Source organism: Tatumella sp. JGM130, from assembly GCF_018257525.1.
In the GTDB taxonomy this organism is placed as follows: domain Bacteria; phylum Pseudomonadota; class Gammaproteobacteria; order Enterobacterales; family Enterobacteriaceae; genus Tatumella; species Tatumella punctata.
In genome coordinates this window covers 32,302-51,765 of the sequence record NZ_JAERJS010000025.1, presented here as the reverse complement: position 1 = coordinate 51,765, position 19,464 = coordinate 32,302, and the positions used below count along the sequence as shown (strand labels likewise).

General features: G+C 52.1%; 23 protein-coding genes. 15 read left to right on the top strand and 8 right to left on the bottom strand.

The genetic code is table 11. From position 1 onward, the window contains the following. A partial coding sequence (locus tag JK211_RS17110) for a hypothetical protein (protein WP_371734613.1) occupies window positions 1-76 on the bottom strand: 76 nt, incomplete at its 3' end. 130 nt (window positions 77-206) lie between these two features. Here JK211_RS17110 and JK211_RS12220 point away from each other — a divergent pair. Beyond that, a complete protein-coding gene (locus JK211_RS12220) occupies window positions 207-368 on the top strand; it encodes a hypothetical protein (protein WP_212708963.1) in 162 nt (53 codons plus the stop codon). Between the two features lie 59 nt (window positions 369-427). On the opposite strand, the gene JK211_RS12215 is transcribed toward JK211_RS12220, so the two are convergent. From JK211_RS12215 to speA, 3 genes are all read right to left on the bottom strand, one after another. Continuing rightward, window positions 428-835, bottom strand: coding sequence for a YidB family protein (locus JK211_RS12215; protein WP_212708962.1), 408 nt, complete (start codon window positions 833-835; stop codon window positions 428-430). 64 nt (window positions 836-899) lie between these two features. Next, entirely contained in the window at window positions 900-1,820 is a 921-nt protein-coding gene (gene speB, locus JK211_RS12210; RefSeq protein ID WP_212708961.1) for an agmatinase, read from the bottom strand. A 194-nt stretch (window positions 1,821-2,014) separates the two neighbouring features. After that, window positions 2,015-3,991 carry a biosynthetic arginine decarboxylase gene (gene speA / locus JK211_RS12205; RefSeq protein ID WP_212708960.1) on the bottom strand — a complete coding sequence of 659 codons (1,977 nt, stop codon included), beginning with the start codon at window positions 3,989-3,991 and terminating at the stop codon, window positions 2,015-2,017. 815 nt (window positions 3,992-4,806) lie between these two features. Here speA and metK point away from each other — a divergent pair. From metK to JK211_RS12165, 8 genes are all read left to right on the top strand, one after another. Next, window positions 4,807-5,958: a methionine adenosyltransferase gene (metK, locus tag JK211_RS12200; protein WP_212708959.1), complete on the top strand. Its 1,152-nt coding sequence runs from the start codon at window positions 4,807-4,809 to the stop codon at window positions 5,956-5,958. 439 nt (window positions 5,959-6,397) lie between these two features. After that, window positions 6,398-7,795: a sugar porter family MFS transporter gene (locus JK211_RS12195; protein WP_212708958.1), complete on the top strand. Its 1,398-nt coding sequence runs from the start codon at window positions 6,398-6,400 to the stop codon at window positions 7,793-7,795. Window positions 7,796-7,894: 99 nt separating this feature from the next. Beyond that, the gene (locus JK211_RS12190) at window positions 7,895-8,401 is read left to right on the top strand and encodes a SprT family zinc-dependent metalloprotease (protein WP_212708957.1); all 507 of its coding nucleotides are present in this window, start codon (window positions 7,895-7,897) and stop codon (window positions 8,399-8,401) included. 168 nt (window positions 8,402-8,569) lie between these two features. Beyond that, window positions 8,570-9,301: a 16S rRNA (uracil(1498)-N(3))-methyltransferase gene (gene rsmE / locus JK211_RS12185; protein ID WP_212708956.1), complete on the top strand. Its 732-nt coding sequence runs from the start codon at window positions 8,570-8,572 to the stop codon at window positions 9,299-9,301. A gap of 94 nt (window positions 9,302-9,395) precedes the next feature. Next, window positions 9,396-10,343 carry a glutathione synthase gene (gshB, locus tag JK211_RS12180; protein WP_212708955.1) on the top strand — a complete coding sequence of 316 codons (948 nt, stop codon included), beginning with the start codon at window positions 9,396-9,398 and terminating at the stop codon, window positions 10,341-10,343. A gap of 72 nt (window positions 10,344-10,415) precedes the next feature. Further along, window positions 10,416-10,979 carry a YqgE/AlgH family protein gene (locus JK211_RS12175; protein WP_212708954.1) on the top strand — a complete coding sequence of 188 codons (564 nt, stop codon included), beginning with the start codon at window positions 10,416-10,418 and terminating at the stop codon, window positions 10,977-10,979. Then, window positions 10,979-11,395: a Holliday junction resolvase RuvX gene (ruvX, locus tag JK211_RS12170; RefSeq protein ID WP_212708953.1), complete on the top strand. Its 417-nt coding sequence runs from the start codon at window positions 10,979-10,981 to the stop codon at window positions 11,393-11,395. The genes JK211_RS12175 and ruvX overlap by 1 nt, the downstream gene beginning before the upstream one ends. Before the next feature lie 113 nt (window positions 11,396-11,508). Beyond that, window positions 11,509-11,889 carry a protease inhibitor I42 family protein gene (locus JK211_RS12165; RefSeq protein WP_212708952.1) on the top strand — a complete coding sequence of 127 codons (381 nt, stop codon included), beginning with the start codon at window positions 11,509-11,511 and terminating at the stop codon, window positions 11,887-11,889. A gap of 22 nt (window positions 11,890-11,911) precedes the next feature. Here JK211_RS12165 and JK211_RS12160 read toward each other — a convergent pair whose 3' ends face one another. Further along, complete coding sequence (locus JK211_RS12160; protein WP_212708951.1) at window positions 11,912-12,946, bottom strand: type IV pilus twitching motility protein PilT; 1,035 nt, start codon at window positions 12,944-12,946, stop codon at window positions 11,912-11,914. 14 nt (window positions 12,947-12,960) lie between these two features. Here JK211_RS12160 and JK211_RS12155 point away from each other — a divergent pair, with 14 nt between their 5' ends. Genes JK211_RS12155 through hemW form a run of 4 tightly spaced genes read left to right on the top strand, consistent with a single transcriptional unit; the run spans window position 12,961 to window position 15,981 of the window. Then, on the top strand, window positions 12,961-13,668 hold the full coding sequence (locus JK211_RS12155; protein ID WP_212708950.1) for a YggS family pyridoxal phosphate-dependent enzyme: 708 nt from the start codon (window positions 12,961-12,963) through the stop codon (window positions 13,666-13,668). Between the two features lie 12 nt (window positions 13,669-13,680). After that, the gene (locus JK211_RS12150; protein WP_212708949.1) at window positions 13,681-14,235 is read left to right on the top strand and encodes a YggT family protein; all 555 of its coding nucleotides are present in this window, start codon (window positions 13,681-13,683) and stop codon (window positions 14,233-14,235) included. A gap of 20 nt (window positions 14,236-14,255) precedes the next feature. Further along, window positions 14,256-14,849, top strand: a complete 594-nt coding sequence (rdgB, locus tag JK211_RS12145; protein ID WP_212708948.1) for an RdgB/HAM1 family non-canonical purine NTP pyrophosphatase — start codon at window positions 14,256-14,258, stop codon at window positions 14,847-14,849. Continuing rightward, window positions 14,842-15,981: a radical SAM family heme chaperone HemW gene (gene hemW / locus JK211_RS12140; RefSeq protein ID WP_212708947.1), complete on the top strand. Its 1,140-nt coding sequence runs from the start codon at window positions 14,842-14,844 to the stop codon at window positions 15,979-15,981. The genes rdgB and hemW overlap by 8 nt, the downstream gene beginning before the upstream one ends. A 52-nt stretch (window positions 15,982-16,033) precedes the next feature. On the opposite strand, the gene JK211_RS12135 is transcribed toward hemW, so the two are convergent. The 3 genes from JK211_RS12135 to trmB all read right to left on the bottom strand — a co-directional run bounded on the left by JK211_RS12135 (window position 16,034) and on the right by trmB (window position 17,903). Then, on the bottom strand, window positions 16,034-16,747 hold the full coding sequence (locus JK211_RS12135; RefSeq protein WP_212708946.1) for a DUF2884 family protein: 714 nt from the start codon (window positions 16,745-16,747) through the stop codon (window positions 16,034-16,036). Window positions 16,748-16,857: 110 nt separating this feature from the next. Next, on the bottom strand, window positions 16,858-17,184 hold the full coding sequence (locus tag JK211_RS12130; protein ID WP_212708945.1) for a YggL family protein: 327 nt from the start codon (window positions 17,182-17,184) through the stop codon (window positions 16,858-16,860). After that, window positions 17,184-17,903: a tRNA (guanosine(46)-N7)-methyltransferase TrmB gene (gene trmB, locus JK211_RS12125; protein WP_212708944.1), complete on the bottom strand. Its 720-nt coding sequence runs from the start codon at window positions 17,901-17,903 to the stop codon at window positions 17,184-17,186. Before trmB ends, JK211_RS12130 begins: the two co-directional genes overlap by 1 nt. Before the next feature lie 154 nt (window positions 17,904-18,057). Here trmB and mutY point away from each other — a divergent pair, with 154 nt between their 5' ends. Together mutY and JK211_RS12115 are read left to right on the top strand one after the other, a co-directional pair. Next, a complete protein-coding gene (mutY, locus tag JK211_RS12120) occupies window positions 18,058-19,143 on the top strand; it encodes an A/G-specific adenine glycosylase (RefSeq protein WP_212708943.1) in 1,086 nt (361 codons plus the stop codon). After that, window positions 19,143-19,415 carry an oxidative damage protection protein gene (locus tag JK211_RS12115; RefSeq protein ID WP_212708942.1) on the top strand — a complete coding sequence of 91 codons (273 nt, stop codon included), beginning with the start codon at window positions 19,143-19,145 and terminating at the stop codon, window positions 19,413-19,415. The genes mutY and JK211_RS12115 overlap by 1 nt, the downstream gene beginning before the upstream one ends. The last annotated feature ends 49 nt before the right edge of the window (window positions 19,416-19,464 follow it).

Genomic DNA, 19,464 nt, shown 5'->3' with positions numbered 1-19,464 from the left:
GACCGGATTTGGCTTTTTGCACAGCGTCCATACTGAGGGCACGGATCGCATTGGCGAGTTCTTTATGTGAGGGCATATATTAACTCCGGATCGGCAAGTAACCTTCCCCTGGATAATATTATCTATTTCATTGAAATTTAACAATTATCGGGCAAGGCAGAAAAACGTTAGTCCTTCAATGTACATGAAAAACAGGGCAAAAGTATATGCCACGGGATGCGAATTGTGCGACAGGCGTAAGACTGGCGGCATATCCACTGCCGGTGCCTGAGTTTTCAGTCCCGGTATTCTCTGCCGCTATCCGCTGCCCGCGGGTATGTCTGCGTATCATCCCTGTGACGCTGAATACCTCCCGCCACCGGCAGTGATACGGCAGACAAAAAAAACCGGCCTCTTTACAGAAAACCGGTTTTTTAGCCGACAATAATTAACGTTTAAAAAGACTGTCGACCAGTGAGCCCAGATCCAGCTGGCTATTGCTGCCAGTAGCTTCAGGGTGCACTTCACCCTGCGGAGAGATCTGATCAATCAGGTGAGGTAACAGTTCCGACAAAGTCCCTGACGCACCACTGATATCTGTCCCCAGCTTATCAGCCAGTGACTGCAGGTCCTGACTACTGAAAGCCGACTGAATGTCACCACTGGTGAGCTGCTGGTTTGAACCTTTACTCAGCCAGGAGGCGAGAATTTCTCCCAGACCGCCCTGCTGAAATTTACTGATCAGTACTTCAACACCGCCCTGTTCCTGAACCCAGTTCCAGACTGCCTGCAACTGAGACAAATTATTTTGCTGCCCGCCGGTCAGTGAGCCGACCAGCTCATCCAGTAATCCCATGCTATTCTCCCCCGTTTTTCTGTAGCCGGTAAGTTAACGCTGTTATACAGACGAATACAAGACATCAGGCTTTGCTGGCAGCCTGAACATGTAACATATCCAGTGCCAGGGTTGCCGCTACCAGAGAGGTGATATCCGCATGATCATAACCCGGCGCGACTTCCACCAGATCCATACCGACGATGTTCAGCCCTTGCAGAGCACGTACCAGTTTACCGGCTTTGTCGGAGGTCAGGCCGCCGGTGACCGGGGTGCCTGTGCCCGGGGCATGTGCCGGGTCAAGACAGTCGATATCAAAGGTCAGATAAACCGGCAGGTCACCGACCGTTTTTTTAATTTCGGCCACAATCGCATCGACCGGCTGGTCATTGACCCGCGCCGCATCCAGCACATTAAAGCCCAGCTGTTTGTCATACTCGGTACGGATACCGATCTGAACCGAGTGTTGCGGATCGATCAGCCCTTCATTTGGCGCATGCCAGAACATGGTGCCATGGTCAAAGGTCGGCCCGTTGGAGTAAGTATCCGTATGCGCATCAAAGTGCACCAGTGCCATTTTACCGAAGTGTTTAGCGTGGGCGCGTAACAGGGGCAGTGAAATATAGTGGTCACCGCCAAAAGTCAGCATACGCTTGCCGCTGGCCAGCAGTTTTTCCGCATGAGCCTGCAGTTTACTGGACATATCCTGAGAGTCACCGAATGCATACACCAGGTCACCACAATCAATGACATTCAGGCGCTGACGTAAATCGAAATCCCATGGCCAGCGACAGCCTTCCCATGCGAGGTTAGTCGATATCTGCCGGATTGCCCCCGGGCCTAAACGGCTGCCGGGACGGCCAGAGGTGGCCGCATCAAAAGGTACACCGGTGATCACCCAGTCAGCATCACTGTTATACGGCTGGAAGTTAAGCGGAAACCGCATAAAACCAAAGGCATTAGACACCAGCGAGTTGTCATATTCATTACCCAGGGTGTGGTACATATCTCTTCCTCTATATTCCCGTTTACCGGTTCAGGCAGCAGAAATTCTGTTACCCGGCTTGATGATGGCGAAAAAAAACCCTTGTGTGTCGTTAAACCCGACGCACAAGGGGGATAACAGATTATGGTACCCCGCTGCAGCAACTGCAAACATTATTGGTGCGCATTATGCTTTGTCGCGGCAGCCGGCGGTTATCACTCATCTTCCAGATAGGTATAACCGTATAAACCACTTTCAAATTCAGACAGGAACTGATCCCGCAGTTGTTCCTCAATCACGCTGGCACTGACCTGTTTATGGAATAATTCAAGCAGTTCGCGCGGATCAAGCTGCACATATTCCAGCATGTCGGCCACCGTGTCGCCCTCATCCGACAGTTCCACATCCACCGAACCATCATCATAGGCATACACATTTACCGCTTCTGTATCACCAAACAGATTATGCATATTGCCCAGAATTTCCTGGTATGCACCGACCATAAAGAAGCCCAGCATCGGCGGATTTTCCACATCGTATTCCGGCATCGGCATTGTGGTGGCAATCCCATCACCGTCCACATAGTGGTCAATCGTACCGTCAGAGTCACAGGTAATATCCAGCAGCACAGCACGACGCTCCGGCGATTTATTCAGCCCTTCCAGAGGCAATACCGGGAATAACTGGTCGATCCCCCAGGCATCCGGCATGGACTGGAACAGTGAGAAGTTGACATAGATTTTATCCGCCATCCGCTCCTGCAGTTCGTCAATAATCGGCCGGTGCGCGCGGTTACTCGGGTCAAGGTGCTGACGGGTATAATGACAGATGCTGAGATACAGCTGTTCCGCCCAGGCACGCTGCGTCAGATCATAGGTGCCCGCAGAATACCCCGTATGGATATCCGACAGATCCATCTGGCTGTCATGCAGCCATTCACGCAGCGAACGACGGACATCCGGCTCATGCATTTCCTGCCAGGTGTCCCAGAGACTGAGAATCGGCCGTGGTGCATCTTCTGCCGGTGCCTGCGGGGTGGTGAATTCGTTACGCTCTACCCCGATAATATTCGATACCAGCACCGTGTGGTGCGCCGTGACCGCCCGTCCGGATTCGGTGATCACCGTCGGATGTTCCAGACCGTGTTCGTCACAGGCCCCGCCAATCGCCCAGATAACATTATTGGCGTACTCATTCAGGCCATAGTTTACCGAGCAGTCAGACTGGGAGCGGGTACCTTCATAGTCAACACCCAGACCGCCGCCGACATCAAAGCATTTGATATTGACACCTAGTTTTGCCAGCTCTACATAAAAACGTGCTGACTCGCGCACTCCGGTAGAAATATCACGGATGTTCGCCATCTGTGAACCGAGGTGGAAATGCAGCAACTGCAGACTGTCCAGACGGCCGGCATTACGCATGATCTCAACCAGTTGCAGTACCTGGGTGGCTGACAGACCAAATTTCGATTTTTCCCCCCCGCTTGACTGCCACTTACCTGAGCCCTGAGAAGCAAGCCGCGCGCGGATACCGAGCCGCGGGGTGACGTTCAGACGTTCGGCTTCTTCCAGCACCAGCCGTACCTCGGTCATTTTCTCGATCACCAGGTAGACTTTATGTCCCAGCTTTTCGCCAATCAGCGCCAGACGAATGTACTCACGGTCTTTATAGCCGTTACAGACAATAACCGAGCGAGTTTGTCCGGCATGGGCCAGTACTGCCATCAGTTCAGCTTTTGAACCTGCTTCCAGTCCCAGCGGTTCGCCGGAGTTAATCAGTGATTCAATGACGCGTTTATGCTGGTTAACCTTGATCGGATAAACCAGGAAGTAATCTCCGCGATAGCCAAAAGACTCACGCGCCCGTTTAAACGCGGCGTTGATGGAACGCAGACGGTGCTGCAGGATTTGCGGAAAGCAAAACAGTGCCGGCAGGCGCTGTCCCTGAGCTTCGCGCTCTTTTACCAGTTTTGCCAGGTCAACCCGGACGTCTGGTTTATCCGGATCGGGGCAGACACTGATATGACCCAGTTCATTGACGTCATAATAGTTGTTCCCCCACCAGGCGATGTTATAGGTTTTCAACATCCGGCTGGCTTGCTGGTCATTGATTGCCACTTCCTGCATAGAACGCAGAACCCCATGTTCGCCTGCTGACGAACCCTTAATAGTCTTCATGTCGTCAGACATCGCGAACCTCTATCGTAGATTGAAATGTGAAACAGCTGTTTTCTCTCATGGAGAAATTTCTCCTGACCGAAAGCCTGCTTCATTCACCAGGTATAGCATAGTACACCGGTAACCGGGGCAGCTTCAGGGTAAAACCGGGGACGGAACAGTCTGAGGGTACAACCCGCAACTTATACGGCGAAGTCATACCGGACCGGTAGCCGATAATTTAACCCGCACAGGTGTCGGAAAAATTACCGCAGCCGGGGTAACGTCGTCGGGGAAAAGTTTGCAGGACAGCATATAAGGAGACAACAGGAATCACAGAGAGGCAGCCGGGTGCATCGCCACAGGGCAAAGAACCCCCGGAAAATAAGCAAGCCTGGTTCATCAGTTTCATCACCTCCGCTTATGCCACCGGCATACGGAAAACGTTCAGAGAATGGAAATCAGACCGCCATGGCCTGATCTCAGGACCACGCATCTGCTGCGCGCCCCGCAACCTGCTGTCCTGTATGGCAGCAGCGGCTGTTTATAACGCCCATTGCCTGAAAAAGCAAAGAATTACTGGCTGAAACCAGTACAGTGTTCCACTAATTTACATTTAGCAATCCCTTAATCATAAAAAAGGCTGGAATTCAGGCCGGTGACTGCCCTAAAATGGACGTCCGGATGGTTGTCCATCTAAATGATTAATAACCAGGCAGTGTCTTTCCAGTCTGTGCCGTAAAGCACACCTTGTACCGCTCACGGCGTTGTCTGAAGAAGCGAAAGTGAGCATGACTGATGTTCGCCAGGCCGATTGAATTGAAACCAGAGAGTAAGGTAAGGAACAAATGGCTAAACACCTATTTACATCTGAGTCCGTATCAGAAGGGCATCCCGATAAAATTGCTGATCAGATCTCTGATGCAGTACTGGACGCCATTCTCGAACAGGATCCGAAAGCACGCGTCGCCTGTGAAACCTACGTAAAAACCGGCATGGTTCTGGTTGGCGGTGAAGTCACCACCAGCGCATGGGTAGACATTGAAGACATTACCCGTCAGACCGTACGTGATATCGGCTATATCCACTCCGATATGGGCTTCGACGCGAATTCCTGCGCAGTACTCAGCGCTATCGGTAAACAATCGCCGGATATTAATCAGGGTGTGGACCGTAAAGATCCTCTGGAGCAGGGTGCCGGAGATCAGGGACTGATGTTTGGTTATGCAACCAACGAAACCGATGTTCTGATGCCAGCCCCGGTGACTTATGCACACCGTCTGGTACAGCGTCAGGCTGAAGTCCGTAAAGACGGCTCTCTGCCATGGTTGCGCCCTGATGCAAAAAGCCAGGTCACCTTCCAGTATGACGACGGTAAAATCGTCGGTATCGATGCTGTGGTGCTGTCAACTCAGCATGCGGAAGAGATTGGCCAGAAAGAACTGCAGGAAGCGGTGATGGAAACGATCATCAAACCTGTACTGCCGGAAGAATGGCTGAACAGTTCGACCAAATACTTTATTAACCCGACCGGCCGTTTTGTAATCGGCGGACCAATGGGCGACTGTGGCTTAACCGGCCGTAAAATTATCGTCGATACCTACGGCGGTATGGCTCGTCACGGTGGCGGTGCATTCTCTGGTAAAGACCCATCAAAAGTTGACCGTTCTGCAGCCTACGCTGCGCGCTATGTCGCGAAAAATATCGTTGCGGCTGGCCTGGCGGATCGCTGTGAAATCCAGGTGTCTTATGCCATCGGTGTGGCTGAACCAACATCAATCATGGTCGAAACCTTTGGTACCGGAAAAGTACCAACCGAAACTCTGACCCTGCTGGTACGTGAGTTCTTCGACCTGCGTCCATATGGTCTGATTCAGATGCTGGACCTGTTACACCCAATCTACCGTGAAACTGCTGCCTATGGTCACTTTGGCCGTGAGCACTTCCCGTGGGAAAAAACCGACAAAGCTGCCGCCTTACGCGACGCTGCCGGTCTGTAATACTCTTTTCAGGGCAGAGTCTTCTGCCCTGTTTTCCTCTGCCCCGTTGCCTTTCGTAAAATGATACCCTTGCCGGTTGCTGATCTTTTATCCATGCATTTTCTTAATAAAATTTCACAAAAAATGTGAACCAGAACCTGTGGTAACGATTACATAGCAATGAGTAAAGAATTCTCAGACTTTTCAGGGTATAACAAATCAATTCAATCGTTAAAAATGGGTTGCTTTGCGCTATCAATGCGGAGCTATAATCTTTATTCTGACTGTCAGGAAAATATTCTTTCCTGTCAGGCCCTGAAACGATAATTCTCGAATTAAATATCTCTTTCAGGGGGTTATCATATGTAACCGATTACATCATTGTGATCTGGCTCACTGATAATTCCGAAGGAATTTCTTAACATTACAACAAGAATGATAGTTAACAGCGGAGGCTAAAATGCCTGGCAACACTCACAAAAGCAGAACCTCAAACAAAATGATGACGTTGTTTGTCTGCTTTCTTGCTGCACTTGCGGGTTTACTGTTTGGTCTGGATATCGGTGTGATTGCCGGGGCCCTGCCTTTCATCGCAAAAGATTTTAATGTGACTGCCCACCAGCAGGAATGGATTGTCAGTTCAATGATGTTTGGTGCCGCTATCGGTGCCATTGGCAGCGGCTGGATGTCGTCTCAGCTGGGCCGGAAAAAAAGCCTGATGGCGGGTGCCATTTTGTTTGTTGCCGGTTCACTCTGTTCAGCGCTGGCAACTGATCCGGAAGTCCTTATCGCGGCCAGGGTATTACTGGGTCTGGCGGTGGGTATTGCATCTTATACCGCCCCGCTGTATCTGTCCGAAATTGCCCCGGAAAAAATCCGTGGCAGTATGATTTCTCTGTACCAGCTGATGATCACCATCGGTATTGTCGGGGCTTATCTGTCGGATACGGCTTTCAGCTACAGCGGCTCATGGCGCTGGATGCTCGGCGTTATCACTATCCCTGCACTGCTGTTACTGGTGGGCGTTTTCTTCCTGCCAAACAGCCCGCGCTGGCTGGCGGCGAAAGGTAATTTTAAAGATGCACAGCGGGTGCTTGATCGTCTGCGTGATACCAGCGAGCAGGCGAAACGCGAACTGGACGAAATTCGTGAAAGCCTGAAAGTTAAACAGACCGGCTGGGCACTCTTCACCTCTAACCCCAACTTCCGCCGTGCGGTTTACCTGGGTGTTCTGTTGCAGGTTATGCAGCAGTTTACCGGGATGAACGTGATTATGTATTACGCGCCGAAGATTTTTGAAATTGCCGGCTTTACTAATACCAGTCAGCAAATGTGGGGGACTGTTATTGTCGGTGGTATTAACGTGCTGGCAACCTTTATCGCTATCGGTCTGGTTGACCGCTGGGGACGTAAACCCACGCTGATCCTTGGCTTTATTGTTATGGCCGTCGGTATGGGGACTCTCGGCGCAATGCTGCATGCCGGAATACACACAGAGGGTGCGCAGTACTTTGCTATTGCGATGCTGTTAATGTTTATTATCGGTTTTGCAATGAGTGCCGGTCCGCTGATTTGGGTATTGTGTTCGGAAATTCAGCCGCTGAAAGGCCGCGATTTCGGGATCACCGTCTCGACTGCCACTAACTGGATTGCCAATATGATTGTCGGTGCTACCTTCCTGACACTGCTTGGTACCCTGGGGAACGCGGCTACCTTCGGACTCTATGCTGCGCTGAATGTGTTGTTTATTATCCTGACGCTGGTGCTGATTCCGGAAACCAAAAACGTGTCTCTGGAACATATTGAACGTAACCTGATGCAGGGTAAAAAATTACGTAATATTGGTGAGAGAAACTGATTTTTCGATCAGTTATGGCAGGCGACGGTAACGTCGCCTGTTTTTTTATCCGTCCGCGGAATAATTGTAATCTTCTGTCGCGGCCTTTATGCTGCACCTATGAAAACACCCCGCCTCCCTATTGCCCTGCAGCAGGCCGTTATGCATTCGCTGCGACTGCATTTACAGCGTGCCGGCAGCCACCTGAAACAGACTTTTGCCGAACCGACAATTCTCTACCAGCAACGGGGAACTACCGCCGGCAGCGCCTGGTTACAGCAGTGGGAAATACGCCTTAACCCGGTATTGCTGCTGGAAAATAAACAACCGTTTATTGATGAAGTGGTACCCCATGAGCTGGCTCATCTGCTGGTCTGGAAACAGTTCGGAAAAGTAGCGCCTCACGGTAAAGAATGGAAATGGATGATGGAAACCGTGCTGGGGGTCAGTGCCCGCCGGACGCACCGTTTCAGTACCGACTCGCTGCAAAAGACCTTTGCTTACCACTGCCAGTGCCGTCAGCATCTGCTGACAGTCCGCCGGCATAACCGTGTGCTGCGCGGTGAAACCCGTTATCGCTGTACCGGGTGTGGCGGTGAACTGCTCAGGGGCGAATATCCGCAGTAAGCCTGCGGTTTCACGTTCCGTGCTACAGATATGGCATAATAGCGGTCTGCGCTGCGGTAAAAAAGTCTATCCGGCAGTTGACGTTATCATCACAGCCAGAGACACTGATTATTCATTTATTTTTAATGGCTGACGGCGAGACGTCAGCCCATAACTGGCAGATTTTTCATGCGCGTACCCCGCATTTATCACCCTGAAACCGTAGCAAATAATAGTGAATTTCGCTTAAGCGAAGAGGCGGCCAATCATGTGGGTCGTGTGCTGAGAATGACCAGCGGCCAGGCCCTGGAGATCTTTGATGGCAGTAATCAGGTTTTCAGTGCCACGATTGTCCATGCTGACAAAAAGAGTGTCACGGTACAGGTGACCGAAGGTGTCACAGATGACCGTGAATCGCCGCTGTTTTTACACCTCGGACAGGTGATGTCACGCGGAGAAAAAATGGAGTTTACTATCCAGAAATCTATCGAACTGGGTGTGAACCTGATTACCCCGCTGCTTTCTGAACGCTGTGGCGTCAAACTGGACACTGAGCGTCTGGAAAAAAAACGTCTGCAATGGCAAAAAATCGCCATTGCTGCCTGTGAGCAATCGGGCAGAAATATCGTACCGGAAATACGTCCGGTGATGTCCCTGCATGACTGGTGTACAGAGCCGGAACCGGGGCTGAAACTTAATCTGCATCCGCGGGCCAGCCAGAGCATAAATACACTGCCGCTGCCTGTCAGCCGTATCCGGATGCTGATAGGCCCGGAAGGCGGACTGACCGCAGAAGAAATTGCCATGGGTTCAGAACAGGGTTTTACTGATATTCTGCTCGGTCCGCGGGTACTGCGTACCGAAACTGCAGCACTGACTGTGCTTACCGCCTTACAGGTCAGATTTGGCGATTTAGGCTAAACAGCCCGGCACCTGCGGTAAAGCCCCTGATATCCTGAACCGGTAAAATCCGTTAATGATAAGGTAGTCATTACTGCCTTCCGAGGAGAGACGAATGATTAAGCTTGGCATAGTGATGGACCCGATTGCGGACATCAATATTAAGAAAGACACCAGTTTTGCAATGCTGCTGGAAGCACAGCGCCGGGGTTATGAAATCCATTATATGGAGATGAATGATCTGCATTTACGGGGCGGCGTTGCCAGCGCACGCAGCCGTGTATTAAGCGTTGAGCAGAATGCTCAGGACTGGTACCGGTTTGACAGTGAGCAGGAAATACCGCTGGCCGATCTGGATGTGATCCTGATGCGTAAAGATCCGCCTTTCGATACAGAATTTATCTATGCCACCTATATTCTGGAACGTGCAGAAGAGCAAGGTACGCTGGTGGTTAATAAACCGCAAAGCCTGCGTGACTGTAATGAAAAACTGTTTACCGCCTGGTTTGCCGGACTGACCCCCGACACACTCGTCACCCGCAGCCAGCAAAAATTGCAGGAGTTCTGGAAAGAACACGGCGATATTATTATGAAACCCCTGGACGGTATGGGTGGCACCTCTATTTTCCGGGTGAAACAGGATGACCCTAACTTTTCGGTGATCTGTGAATCCCTGACACACAACAGCACCACATACTGTATGGCCCAGAACTACCTGCCGGCAATTAAAGAAGGTGATAAGCGTGTTCTGGTGGTGGACGGCGAGCCGGTACCCTACTGCCTGGCGCGGATCCCTAAATCAGGAGAAACCCGCGGTAATCTGGCCGCCGGTGGCCGTGGTGAAGCCCGGCCGTTAAGTGAAAGCGACTGGGAAATAGCCCGCAAAGTTGCACCGGTACTGAAACAAAAAGGATTAATTTTTGTCGGACTGGACATTATCGGCGACCGGCTGACAGAAATTAATGTGACCAGCCCGACCTGTGTCCGTGAAATAGAAGCAGCTTTCCCGATTTCTGTGACCGGGATGCTGATGGATGCTATCGAAAAGCGTCTTGACCGCTAAACTGCGGAGATCCCTTTGACCGGCAGCCTGCGGCTGCCGGATAGACCTTAAAAATAAACCGACAGAGTGAGTATGAATTTACAGCACCATTTTCTGATCGCCATGCCTTCATTACAGGACCCGGTATTTAAACGTTCTGTCATCTATATTTGCGAACATAATGATGAAGGTGCCATGGGATTAATTGTCAATAAGCCGATGGAAAACCTTACCATTGAGGGCGTTCTGGAAAAATTAGATATTACTCCCGAACACCCCGCTGCTGCCGGTACTCTGGAGCACCCGGTGTATAACGGCGGACCGGTGGCCGATGATCGTGGTTTTATTCTGCACTCACCACAGCACAGTTTTGCCTCCAGTATTACTATTTCCGAAGATACGGTGCTGACAACCTCAAAAGACGTACTTGAGTCTTTGGGCAGTGATCAGCAACCCGAAAATATTATAGTGGCACTCGGCTATTGCAGCTGGGAAAAGCAACAGCTGGAAGATGAAATTCTGGAAAATGCCTGGCTGACCTTGCCTGCCAGTGAACAGTTACTGTTCCGGACACCGGTGGCCGATCGCTGGCGTAATGCAGCCAGACCTATCGGGGTGGATATTGTTCAGATGACCAGTGATGCGGGGCATGCCTGATGTCAGGTAAAACCTTACTCGGATTTGACTTCGGTACCAAAAGTATCGGGGTGGCCGTTGGCCAGCAACTTACCGGTACCGCCAGGCCTCTGGCGGCCATAAAAGCCCGCGACGGTGTGCCTGACTGGAACCTGCTGGAAAAACTGCTGAAAGAGTGGCAGCCAGACCTGGTCGTGGTCGGACTGCCCCTGAATATGGACGGCACCGAACAACCACTGACCACCCGGGCCCGTAAGTTTGCCAACCGTATCCATGGCCGTTTCGGCGTTGCCGTCGAATTACAGGACGAAAGATTAAGTACCGTGGAAGCCCGTGCCGGATTGTTTGAAACGGGAGGCTACCGCGCACTGACGAAAGGTAACGTCGATTCCGGCTCTGCCGTGATTATTGTCGAAAGCTGGCTGGATCATCATTAAAAACCTGTCACCGATTGCGGCTGTCCTTATGGGTTTATTTTATATTCAGAAAAATATTCAGTATTTAGTGCTACAATATTGTTTTTGTGCAGCATAAAAATGGAGTTTTACCCATGAAAAACCTGTTTAACTGTCTGATCGGTGGCACATTAAGCTGTATTGCCGCTTCAGCCGGAGCCGCCGGGATTCCGGCACAGCTGGATGGCGTTGCCGGAAAAGAGATCACCTTATCGCTGGATGCTAATCCGACTACCGGTTACCAGTGGATGGTCAGCCAGCTTCCTGCCGGGTTGCTGCTGATCCCCGGTGATTATCAGCAGTCAGCAGAATGCAAGCCCGGTATGACCGGCTGCTCCGGTCAGCAGACATTTTATCTGATTGGCCGCAAAGCCGGCACTTCAACACTGAAGATGATCTATGGCAGAACTTTTGATAAATCCGGCTGGCAGGAAAAAAGTATCCGGGTGGTGATTAAACCTTCCCATAACGGATAAGCCGGTGACCGGCGATAGCTAATCAATCCCCTGTTATCGCCTGTCTGTCCCCGCTGAGTAGTCCACCGGTATCAGAGAAGCCCCTGCCCTGCGGTGGCGGAAAACTCTGCATACCGGCTTCCGCACCGGTCTGTATGATCCCCGGCAACTGATGCATTCGCCCTTCACGGATAACACTGGCCACCGCCGGTGTGTTGATTAAAACTTCGAAAACTGCCCGTAACTGTCCGGGCCGGGTGTCGCTTTCTGTCAGCCGCTGGGCAATCACCGCAGATAAACACCCGGCAAGTTGCGCCCTGACCTGGTTCTTTTCAGCCGCCGGAAAGCTGTCTGTCAGGCGTTCTGGTGCCTGCGCTGCTGTCACGGTATGTAAGGTGGACAACACCAGATGGCCGGTTTCTGCCGCCATCAGAGCATGGCGGATGGTCTGGTGGTCGCGTAATTCACCGATCATAATAATATCCGGATCCTGCCTTAAGGCGGCGATTAACCCCTGATGAAATGATGAGAAATCAGCGCCGGCTTGCCGCTGCTGGATCAGGCATCCGGTGCTGTGATGCAGATACTCAACCGGATCTTCGAGGGTAATGATATGCAGCCCGCGGCGGCGGTTAATTTCTGCAATCATTGCCGCCATGGAGGTCGATTTCCCGCAACCGGTCGCCCCGCACACTAAAATCAGTCCGGCCTGTTTTTCGATAAGCCGGTAACTGACTGGCGGTAATCCGAGGCTTTCCATTGACGGGATTTGCGGTCGTAACAGACGTAATGCCAGAGACAGTCCGCTCTGCTGGCGAAAAACACAGACACGCAGCCGCAGGCCACTGGCTAACGTCAGCCCGGCATCACAGTGCCCTTCTCTGTGCAGCAGTTGCTGCTGACTACTGTTCAGCCAGCGCTGACAAAATATTGCGAGTTGTTTTTCACTGATTACCGGCAGGTCCGGAGGCGATACCAGACGCCCCTGACAACGCCACCAGGGTAAATGTCCACAGCAGAGGTGCAGATCAGAGGCATTATGTTTTACACTACGCTCAATAATTTCATCTAACTCCATAAAATAGTCCGGTTATGACTTCCATTCAGCATAATTTACAGCAAGTCCGTGAGCGTATTACCGCGGCTGCCGAAGGTTGCGGCAGAGATCCACAGCAGATCACTCTGCTGGCAGTCAGTAAAACCAAACCTGTGAGCGCTATCCGTGAGGCCTGGCTGGCGGGGCAGCGTTGCTTTGGTGAAAACTATGTACAGGAGGGGGTCGATAAAATTGCCCTGACAACAGATTTAGACGGTCTAGAATGGCACTTTATCGGGCCGCTGCAATCTAATAAAAGCCGTCTGGTTGCCGGACATTTTGACTGGTGCCATACCCTGGATCGTCAGAAACTGGCACAGCGACTGAATGATCAGCGTCCGCCACAGTCTGACCCGCTGAATGTTCTTATCCAGGTGAATATCAGTGACGAAGCGAGCAAATCGGGGATCAGCGTTGCCGAAATTCCTCAGCTTGCCCGCCAGATTGCGGCATTACCCCGTCTGAAATTACGCGGTCTGATGGCCATCCCTGCGCCTTCAGACGATTATCAGTCCCGGCTGGCAGTTTGCCTGCGTATGGCCGAAGCCTTCGCTGCCTTACAGAGCGAACACGCGGGTATTGATACACTATCGCTGGGTATGAGCGATGATATGGATGCTGCCATTGAAGCCGGCAGTACGATGGTACGTATCGGCTCCGCCATTTTTGGTGCCCGCCAGTACCCGCCATCTTCACCCCAATAACTGAGGACACTCATGTACACTCTGACTTTTCTGGTCAAAACGGTTATCGATCTTTACGTCATGGTACTGCTGCTGCGCATCTGGATGCAGTGGGCACGCTGTGATTTTTATAATCCGCTGGCACAGTTTATCGTTAAACTGACTCAGCCAGTGATCCGCCCTCTGCGCCGGGTGATCCCCGCTATCGGCCCTGTCGATACCGCCTCCTTATTACTGGCTCTGGTGCTGACTATTATTAAATTCCCGCTGCTGATGCTGGTTCAGTCAGGCAGCTTCGCTATCGGGCTGGATAATGTACTGATTGGCGTGCTATCTCTGCTGAAAGCTGCCGGTAACCTGATTTTTTGGGTGATCCTGATCCGTTCTCTGATGAGCTGGGTCAGCCAGGGCCGCAGCCCGATTGATTATGTACTGGTGCAGCTGACGGAACCTCTGATGTCCCCTGTGCGCCGTATTCTGCCGGCGATGGGCGGGATCGATTTTTCCGCTATGGTCGTGGTGTTGATCCTCTACGGACTGAATTTTCTCGGAATGGATCTGTTTCCGGGACTCTGGTATCTGCTGTAATTCTGAGGATTGAATTGATTATGCAAAAAGTTGTACTGGCGACCGGTAACCCCGGAAAAGTGCGTGAACTGGCCGCCCCGCTGGCAGAGTTCGGGATGGAGATCGTCGCCCAGACCGACCTCGGCGTGGAGTCTGCAGAAGAGACCGGCCTGACCTTTATCGAAAATGCTCTGTTAAAAGCCCGCCACGCTTCGCGGCTCACCGGGCTGCCGGCAATTGCTGATGACTCCGGGCTGGCGACCGATGCGCTGGGCGGCGCACCGGGTATCTGGTCTGCCCGCTATGCCGGCAGCGATGCCAGTGATCAGCAGAACCTGGAAAAACTGCTTGATGCAATGCAGGATGTCCCGGACGATAAACGCCAGGCCGCATTTCATTGTGTACTGGTCTATCTGCGTCACTGGGATGACCCGACCCCGCTGGTATTCCATGGCTGCTGGCCGGGAATGATCGCCCGTGAAAGTCATGGTGAAGGCGGATTTGGTTATGACCCGGTGTTTTATCTGCCGGCGCTCCGGAAAACTGCGGCAGAGATGACCAAAGCAGAAAAGCTGGCGATCTCTCACCGCGGACAGGCCCTTAAAATGTTACTGGATGCACTGGGTAATGGGTAATCTGCCGCCACTGAGTCTGTATATTCATATTCCCTGGTGTGTACAGAAATGTCCCTACTGTGATTTTAATTCACATGCCCTGAAAGGCGATGTCCCGCATATGGAATATGTGGATCATCTGCTGGCCGATCTGGATACGGATATTGCGCTGACGTCCGGCAGGGAAGTCTCCACGATCTTTATCGGCGGCGGGACCCCGAGCCTGTTAAGCAGTGAAGCGATGCAGGCATTACTCGACGGAGTTCGCCAGCGTTTGCCGGTGTCTGCCACTGCAGAAATTACCATGGAAGCTAACCCGGGCACGGTGGAAGCGGATCGTTTCAGTGGTTATCAGCAGGCCGGTGTTAACCGTATTTCTATCGGGGTTCAGAGTTTCAGCAGCAGTAAACTGCAGCGCCTGGGACGGATTCACGGTCCGGACGAAGCCCGACGTGCGGCAAAGCTGGCTGCCGGTCTGGGGCTGCGCAGTTTTAATCTCGACCTGATGCATGGCTTACCTGACCAGTCCCTGGAAGAAGCGCTGGATGACCTGCGTCAGGCAATTGAGCTCTCGCTGCCCCATTTGTCCTGGTATCAGCTGACAATTGAACCGAACACACTGTTTGCCTCCCGGCCTCCGGTTTTGCCGGATGATGATGATCTGTGGGATATTTTCGAGCAGGGACATCAGTTACTGACAGCCGCCGGGTACCAGCAATATGAAACGTCTGCCTATGCACGCCCCGGTATGCAATGTCAGCACAATCTGAACTACTGGCGGTTTGGTGATTATCTGGGCATTGGCTGTGGTGCTCACGGAAAACTGACTCAGCCGGATGGTCAGATTATCCGTACAGTTAAAACCCGTCATCCCCGTGGTTTTATGCGCGGAGAGTATCTGGATAAACGCTATACGGTCGCAGACCAGGAAAAACCGTTCGAATACTTTATGAACCGTTTCCGGTTAGCTGAACCCTGCCCGCAGGAGGAATTTAGTCGTTTTACAGGACTGCCCGTGCAGCAGATTCGTCCGGCACTGGATAAAGCGATTGCCGCCGGATATTTGCAGGAGTCCGCCGGACACTGGCAGGTGACAGAGAAAGGCCGGCTGTTTCTTAACAGCCTGCTGGAGTTATTTCTCGGCCCGGAATAGTAATAAACAGCAGTATCAGGCGAACCTGATACTGCTTACAGACCGCGGGATATCAGTGGCTGACTTGCTGCCAGAGGGATGTGCGTTGTTTTTCCAGCGCCACCACTTTGCCACACACCTGTTTACCGAAGGCCTGGAAATCTTTTTCCTGCTTATCGGCTTCACTGCGGATCGACTGCTGAAGCCCGCCGAGGTTACCCATCAGCGCCTGCAGCGGGTTATCTCCGGACGTTTTAGCGCTCCCCAGTTCATTCAGGCTGTCCTGCAGAATTCCGCCCAGCGCACTCTGTACCAGCTTCTGGCCTTCTGACCTCACCTGGTCGATGGCCTGATGGTGGAACATTACCCCGTCGCTGCGCTGTTCAATAATACGATTCATCTGCTCTTTCAGCTGAGTATCCAGCGTCGCCAGCCGCGTACGCACATGGCTGTCAGCCCCCAGTTTTTCGACGATCACTTTATCCAGCGCAGCTCTGCTGTTTTCCAGCCGCTGACGGGCACCCGAGTCAATCCACGGCAGGTCATTACGCAATGCGTTCTGATAAGAGATCGCCTGCTGACGCAGTGCGTTATCAGTCCGGACCGGCTGACCGTTAAAAGTGATCTCTCCGCGCGGGGTAATTATCATCTGTCCATTGCTGCCGGTGATTTCGACCTGTTGCCCGGTGATGGCAATATCATCCTGCGGTGTAACCGGACATTGATAATCTGCCCTGGCCTGGGCTGCGGCCAGTAACAGCCCGACAGCGATCGCTTTACGTAACATGTATACTCCTTTCTGTCCCGGCAAAGCATCGTTTGCTGTCGGGCGCTATTGACTGACTGATGACTGACTGATGACTGACTGATTAAAGACGGTCGGTTAACCGCTACAACTTAGTCCCACCAGACGTCAAACAGTTCCGTCACTTTTACATCAGACAATCCACGCGCTTCCAGCCACTGACGCACGGTTTCGCGGTGCTGTTCGGTACATTTACCGGTTTCCTGCAGACAAACCAGCCCTTCCCACTGCAGATAACCGCTGCCGTCATAGGCCAGTCCGTTTGGTTCGATCACTTCATTAACGAAAGCATCAAGAGTGGAATCCAGTTCCTGCTCTGAAGTTCCTGCCGCAAAGGTCCAGCTGACAGAAAAACCCAGTTCCTGGAATTCCGCCAGATGCATTTTTTTGCGTAAACGACGACTACGTTGTACTGCCATTATTTAATCCTCTCAAACATCAAATCCCAAACTCCGTGACCAAGGCGCTGGCCGCGTTGTTCAAACTTAGTTAACGGACGGCTTTCCGGACGTGGCACATAATTGCCTGCCGCTGACTGGTTACGATAGCCGGGAATGTTTTGCATCACTTCCAGCATATGCTCTGCATAGTTCTCCCAGTCTGTCGCCATATGGAATACACCGCCCAGTTTCAGCTTGCGTAATACCAGCTCAGCAAAGGGTACCTGAACAATACGACGTTTATTATGACGGGCTTTATGCCACGGGTCCGGGAAAAACAGTTGCACCATCCGCAGTGAATTATCCGGAATCATGGTTTCCAGAACTTCCATCGCATCGTGGCACATTACGCGCAGGTTACTGATGCCGGCCTCATGGGCCGAGGCCAGACAGGCACCGACGCCAGGTGCATGTACCTCAATACCGAAAAAATCCTGATGAGGGTTGTGCTGCGCCATACTGACCAGCGATGCCCCCATCCCAAAACCGATTTCTAAAACCACCGGGGCTTCACGGCCAAACAGTTCGGAAAAACTGACCGGTTGTGGTGTAAATTCAACCCCCATCTCCGGCCAGTAGTGGTCCAGCGCATGCTGCTGGCCGTTGGTCAGTCGCCCCTGGCGACGGACAAAGCTGCGAATCCGACGTAACGGGCGACCGTTCTCATCAAATTCCGGCGTGATGACATCATTGATCATAGTAATGCCTGTAGGTTGATATTTTAACAAAGACGGGAATTATGCAAACTTCGCTGCCGGAAGCAAGCCTTTGCAATGTTCATGTTTACAGTGTGGCAGGTCTGTGCTGGAATTCCTGCCCCTTGTCAGCTTTTGGTGGAAATTAATCGCGATCATGATGCAATCATCGCAATTTGCGCAATATACTCTCGACTGGTACCAGAAATTCGGCCGCAAGACCCTGCCCTGGCAACAGCAAAAAACGCCTTATAAAGTCTGGTTATCCGAGGTCATGTTACAACAGACCCAGGTTGCCACGGTAATCCCTTACTTTGAGCGTTTTATGGCCCGTTTCCCGACGGTCAGCGATCTGGCGGCGGCCCCGCTGGATGAAGTTCTGCACCTGTGGACAGGGCTGGGGTACTATGCCCGCGCCCGAAACTTACATAAAGCGGCCTGTCAGGTGGTCGAAAAACACCACGGGATTTTCCCACAAAACTTCGACGATGTCGCAGATTTACCTGGCGTTGGCCGCTCAACAGCCGGGGCGATCCTGTCCTTGTCGCTGGGCCAGCATTATCCCATTCTTGATGGCAATGTAAAACGGGTACTGGCACGCTGTTATGCCGTAGACGGCTGGCCCGGCAAGAGTGAGGTCGAGAAACGTCTGTGGCAGCTAAGTGAGCAGGTTACTCCGGCCTGCGGGGTAAGCCAGTTTAATCAGGCAATGATGGATCTCGGTGCCATGGTATGTACCCGTTCACGGCCTAAGTGTGAGCTGTGTCCGTTACAGTCCGGTTGTATCGCCCATGCCCATCATTCGTGGGAAAAATATCCCGGGAAAAAACCGAAAAAGACACTGCCGGTAAAAACAGCCTGGTTTTTATTGCTGCAAAAGGGTGAAAATGTGCTGTTACAGCAACGGCCTCCGGTGGGGATCTGGGGCGGATTGTACTGTTTCCCGCAGTTTGATAATGAAGAAGGGTTACAGCACTGGCTTGCTGAACAGCGGATTTCAGGCACCGTACAGCAGATGACCGCATTTCGTCATACCTTCAGCCACTTTCATCTGGATATTGTGCCCTGCTATCTTAACCAGCCCCGCTTCGGCTCTCTGATGGATGAAAGCAACAGTCTCTGGTATAACTTAACCCGTGCTCCCGAGGTCGGACTGGCCGCCCCGGTTGAGCGTCTGCTAAACGAACTGAAACACCCGCAACAACTGGTTTTACACTCGCGTAAGCCAAACGAGGAAGAATAATGAGCCGCACAATTTTTTGTACTTATCTGCAACGCGAAGCTGAAGGGCAGGATTTTCAGTTATATCCCGGCGAGCTGGGCAAACGTATTTTCCAGCAAATCTCCAAACCCGCCTGGCAGGAGTGGATGACCAAACAGACGATGCTGATTAATGAGAAAAAACTCAGCATGATGAATCCGGAAGATCGTAAAGTGCTGGAACAGGAAATGGTCAGCTTCCTGTTCGAAGGCAAAGATGTACATATTGAAGGCTATACGCCTCCGGCCCCCTGACAGCGGTTTCCGGCGAAACCTCCCCGACCCACAATCAGCTAAACAGAAA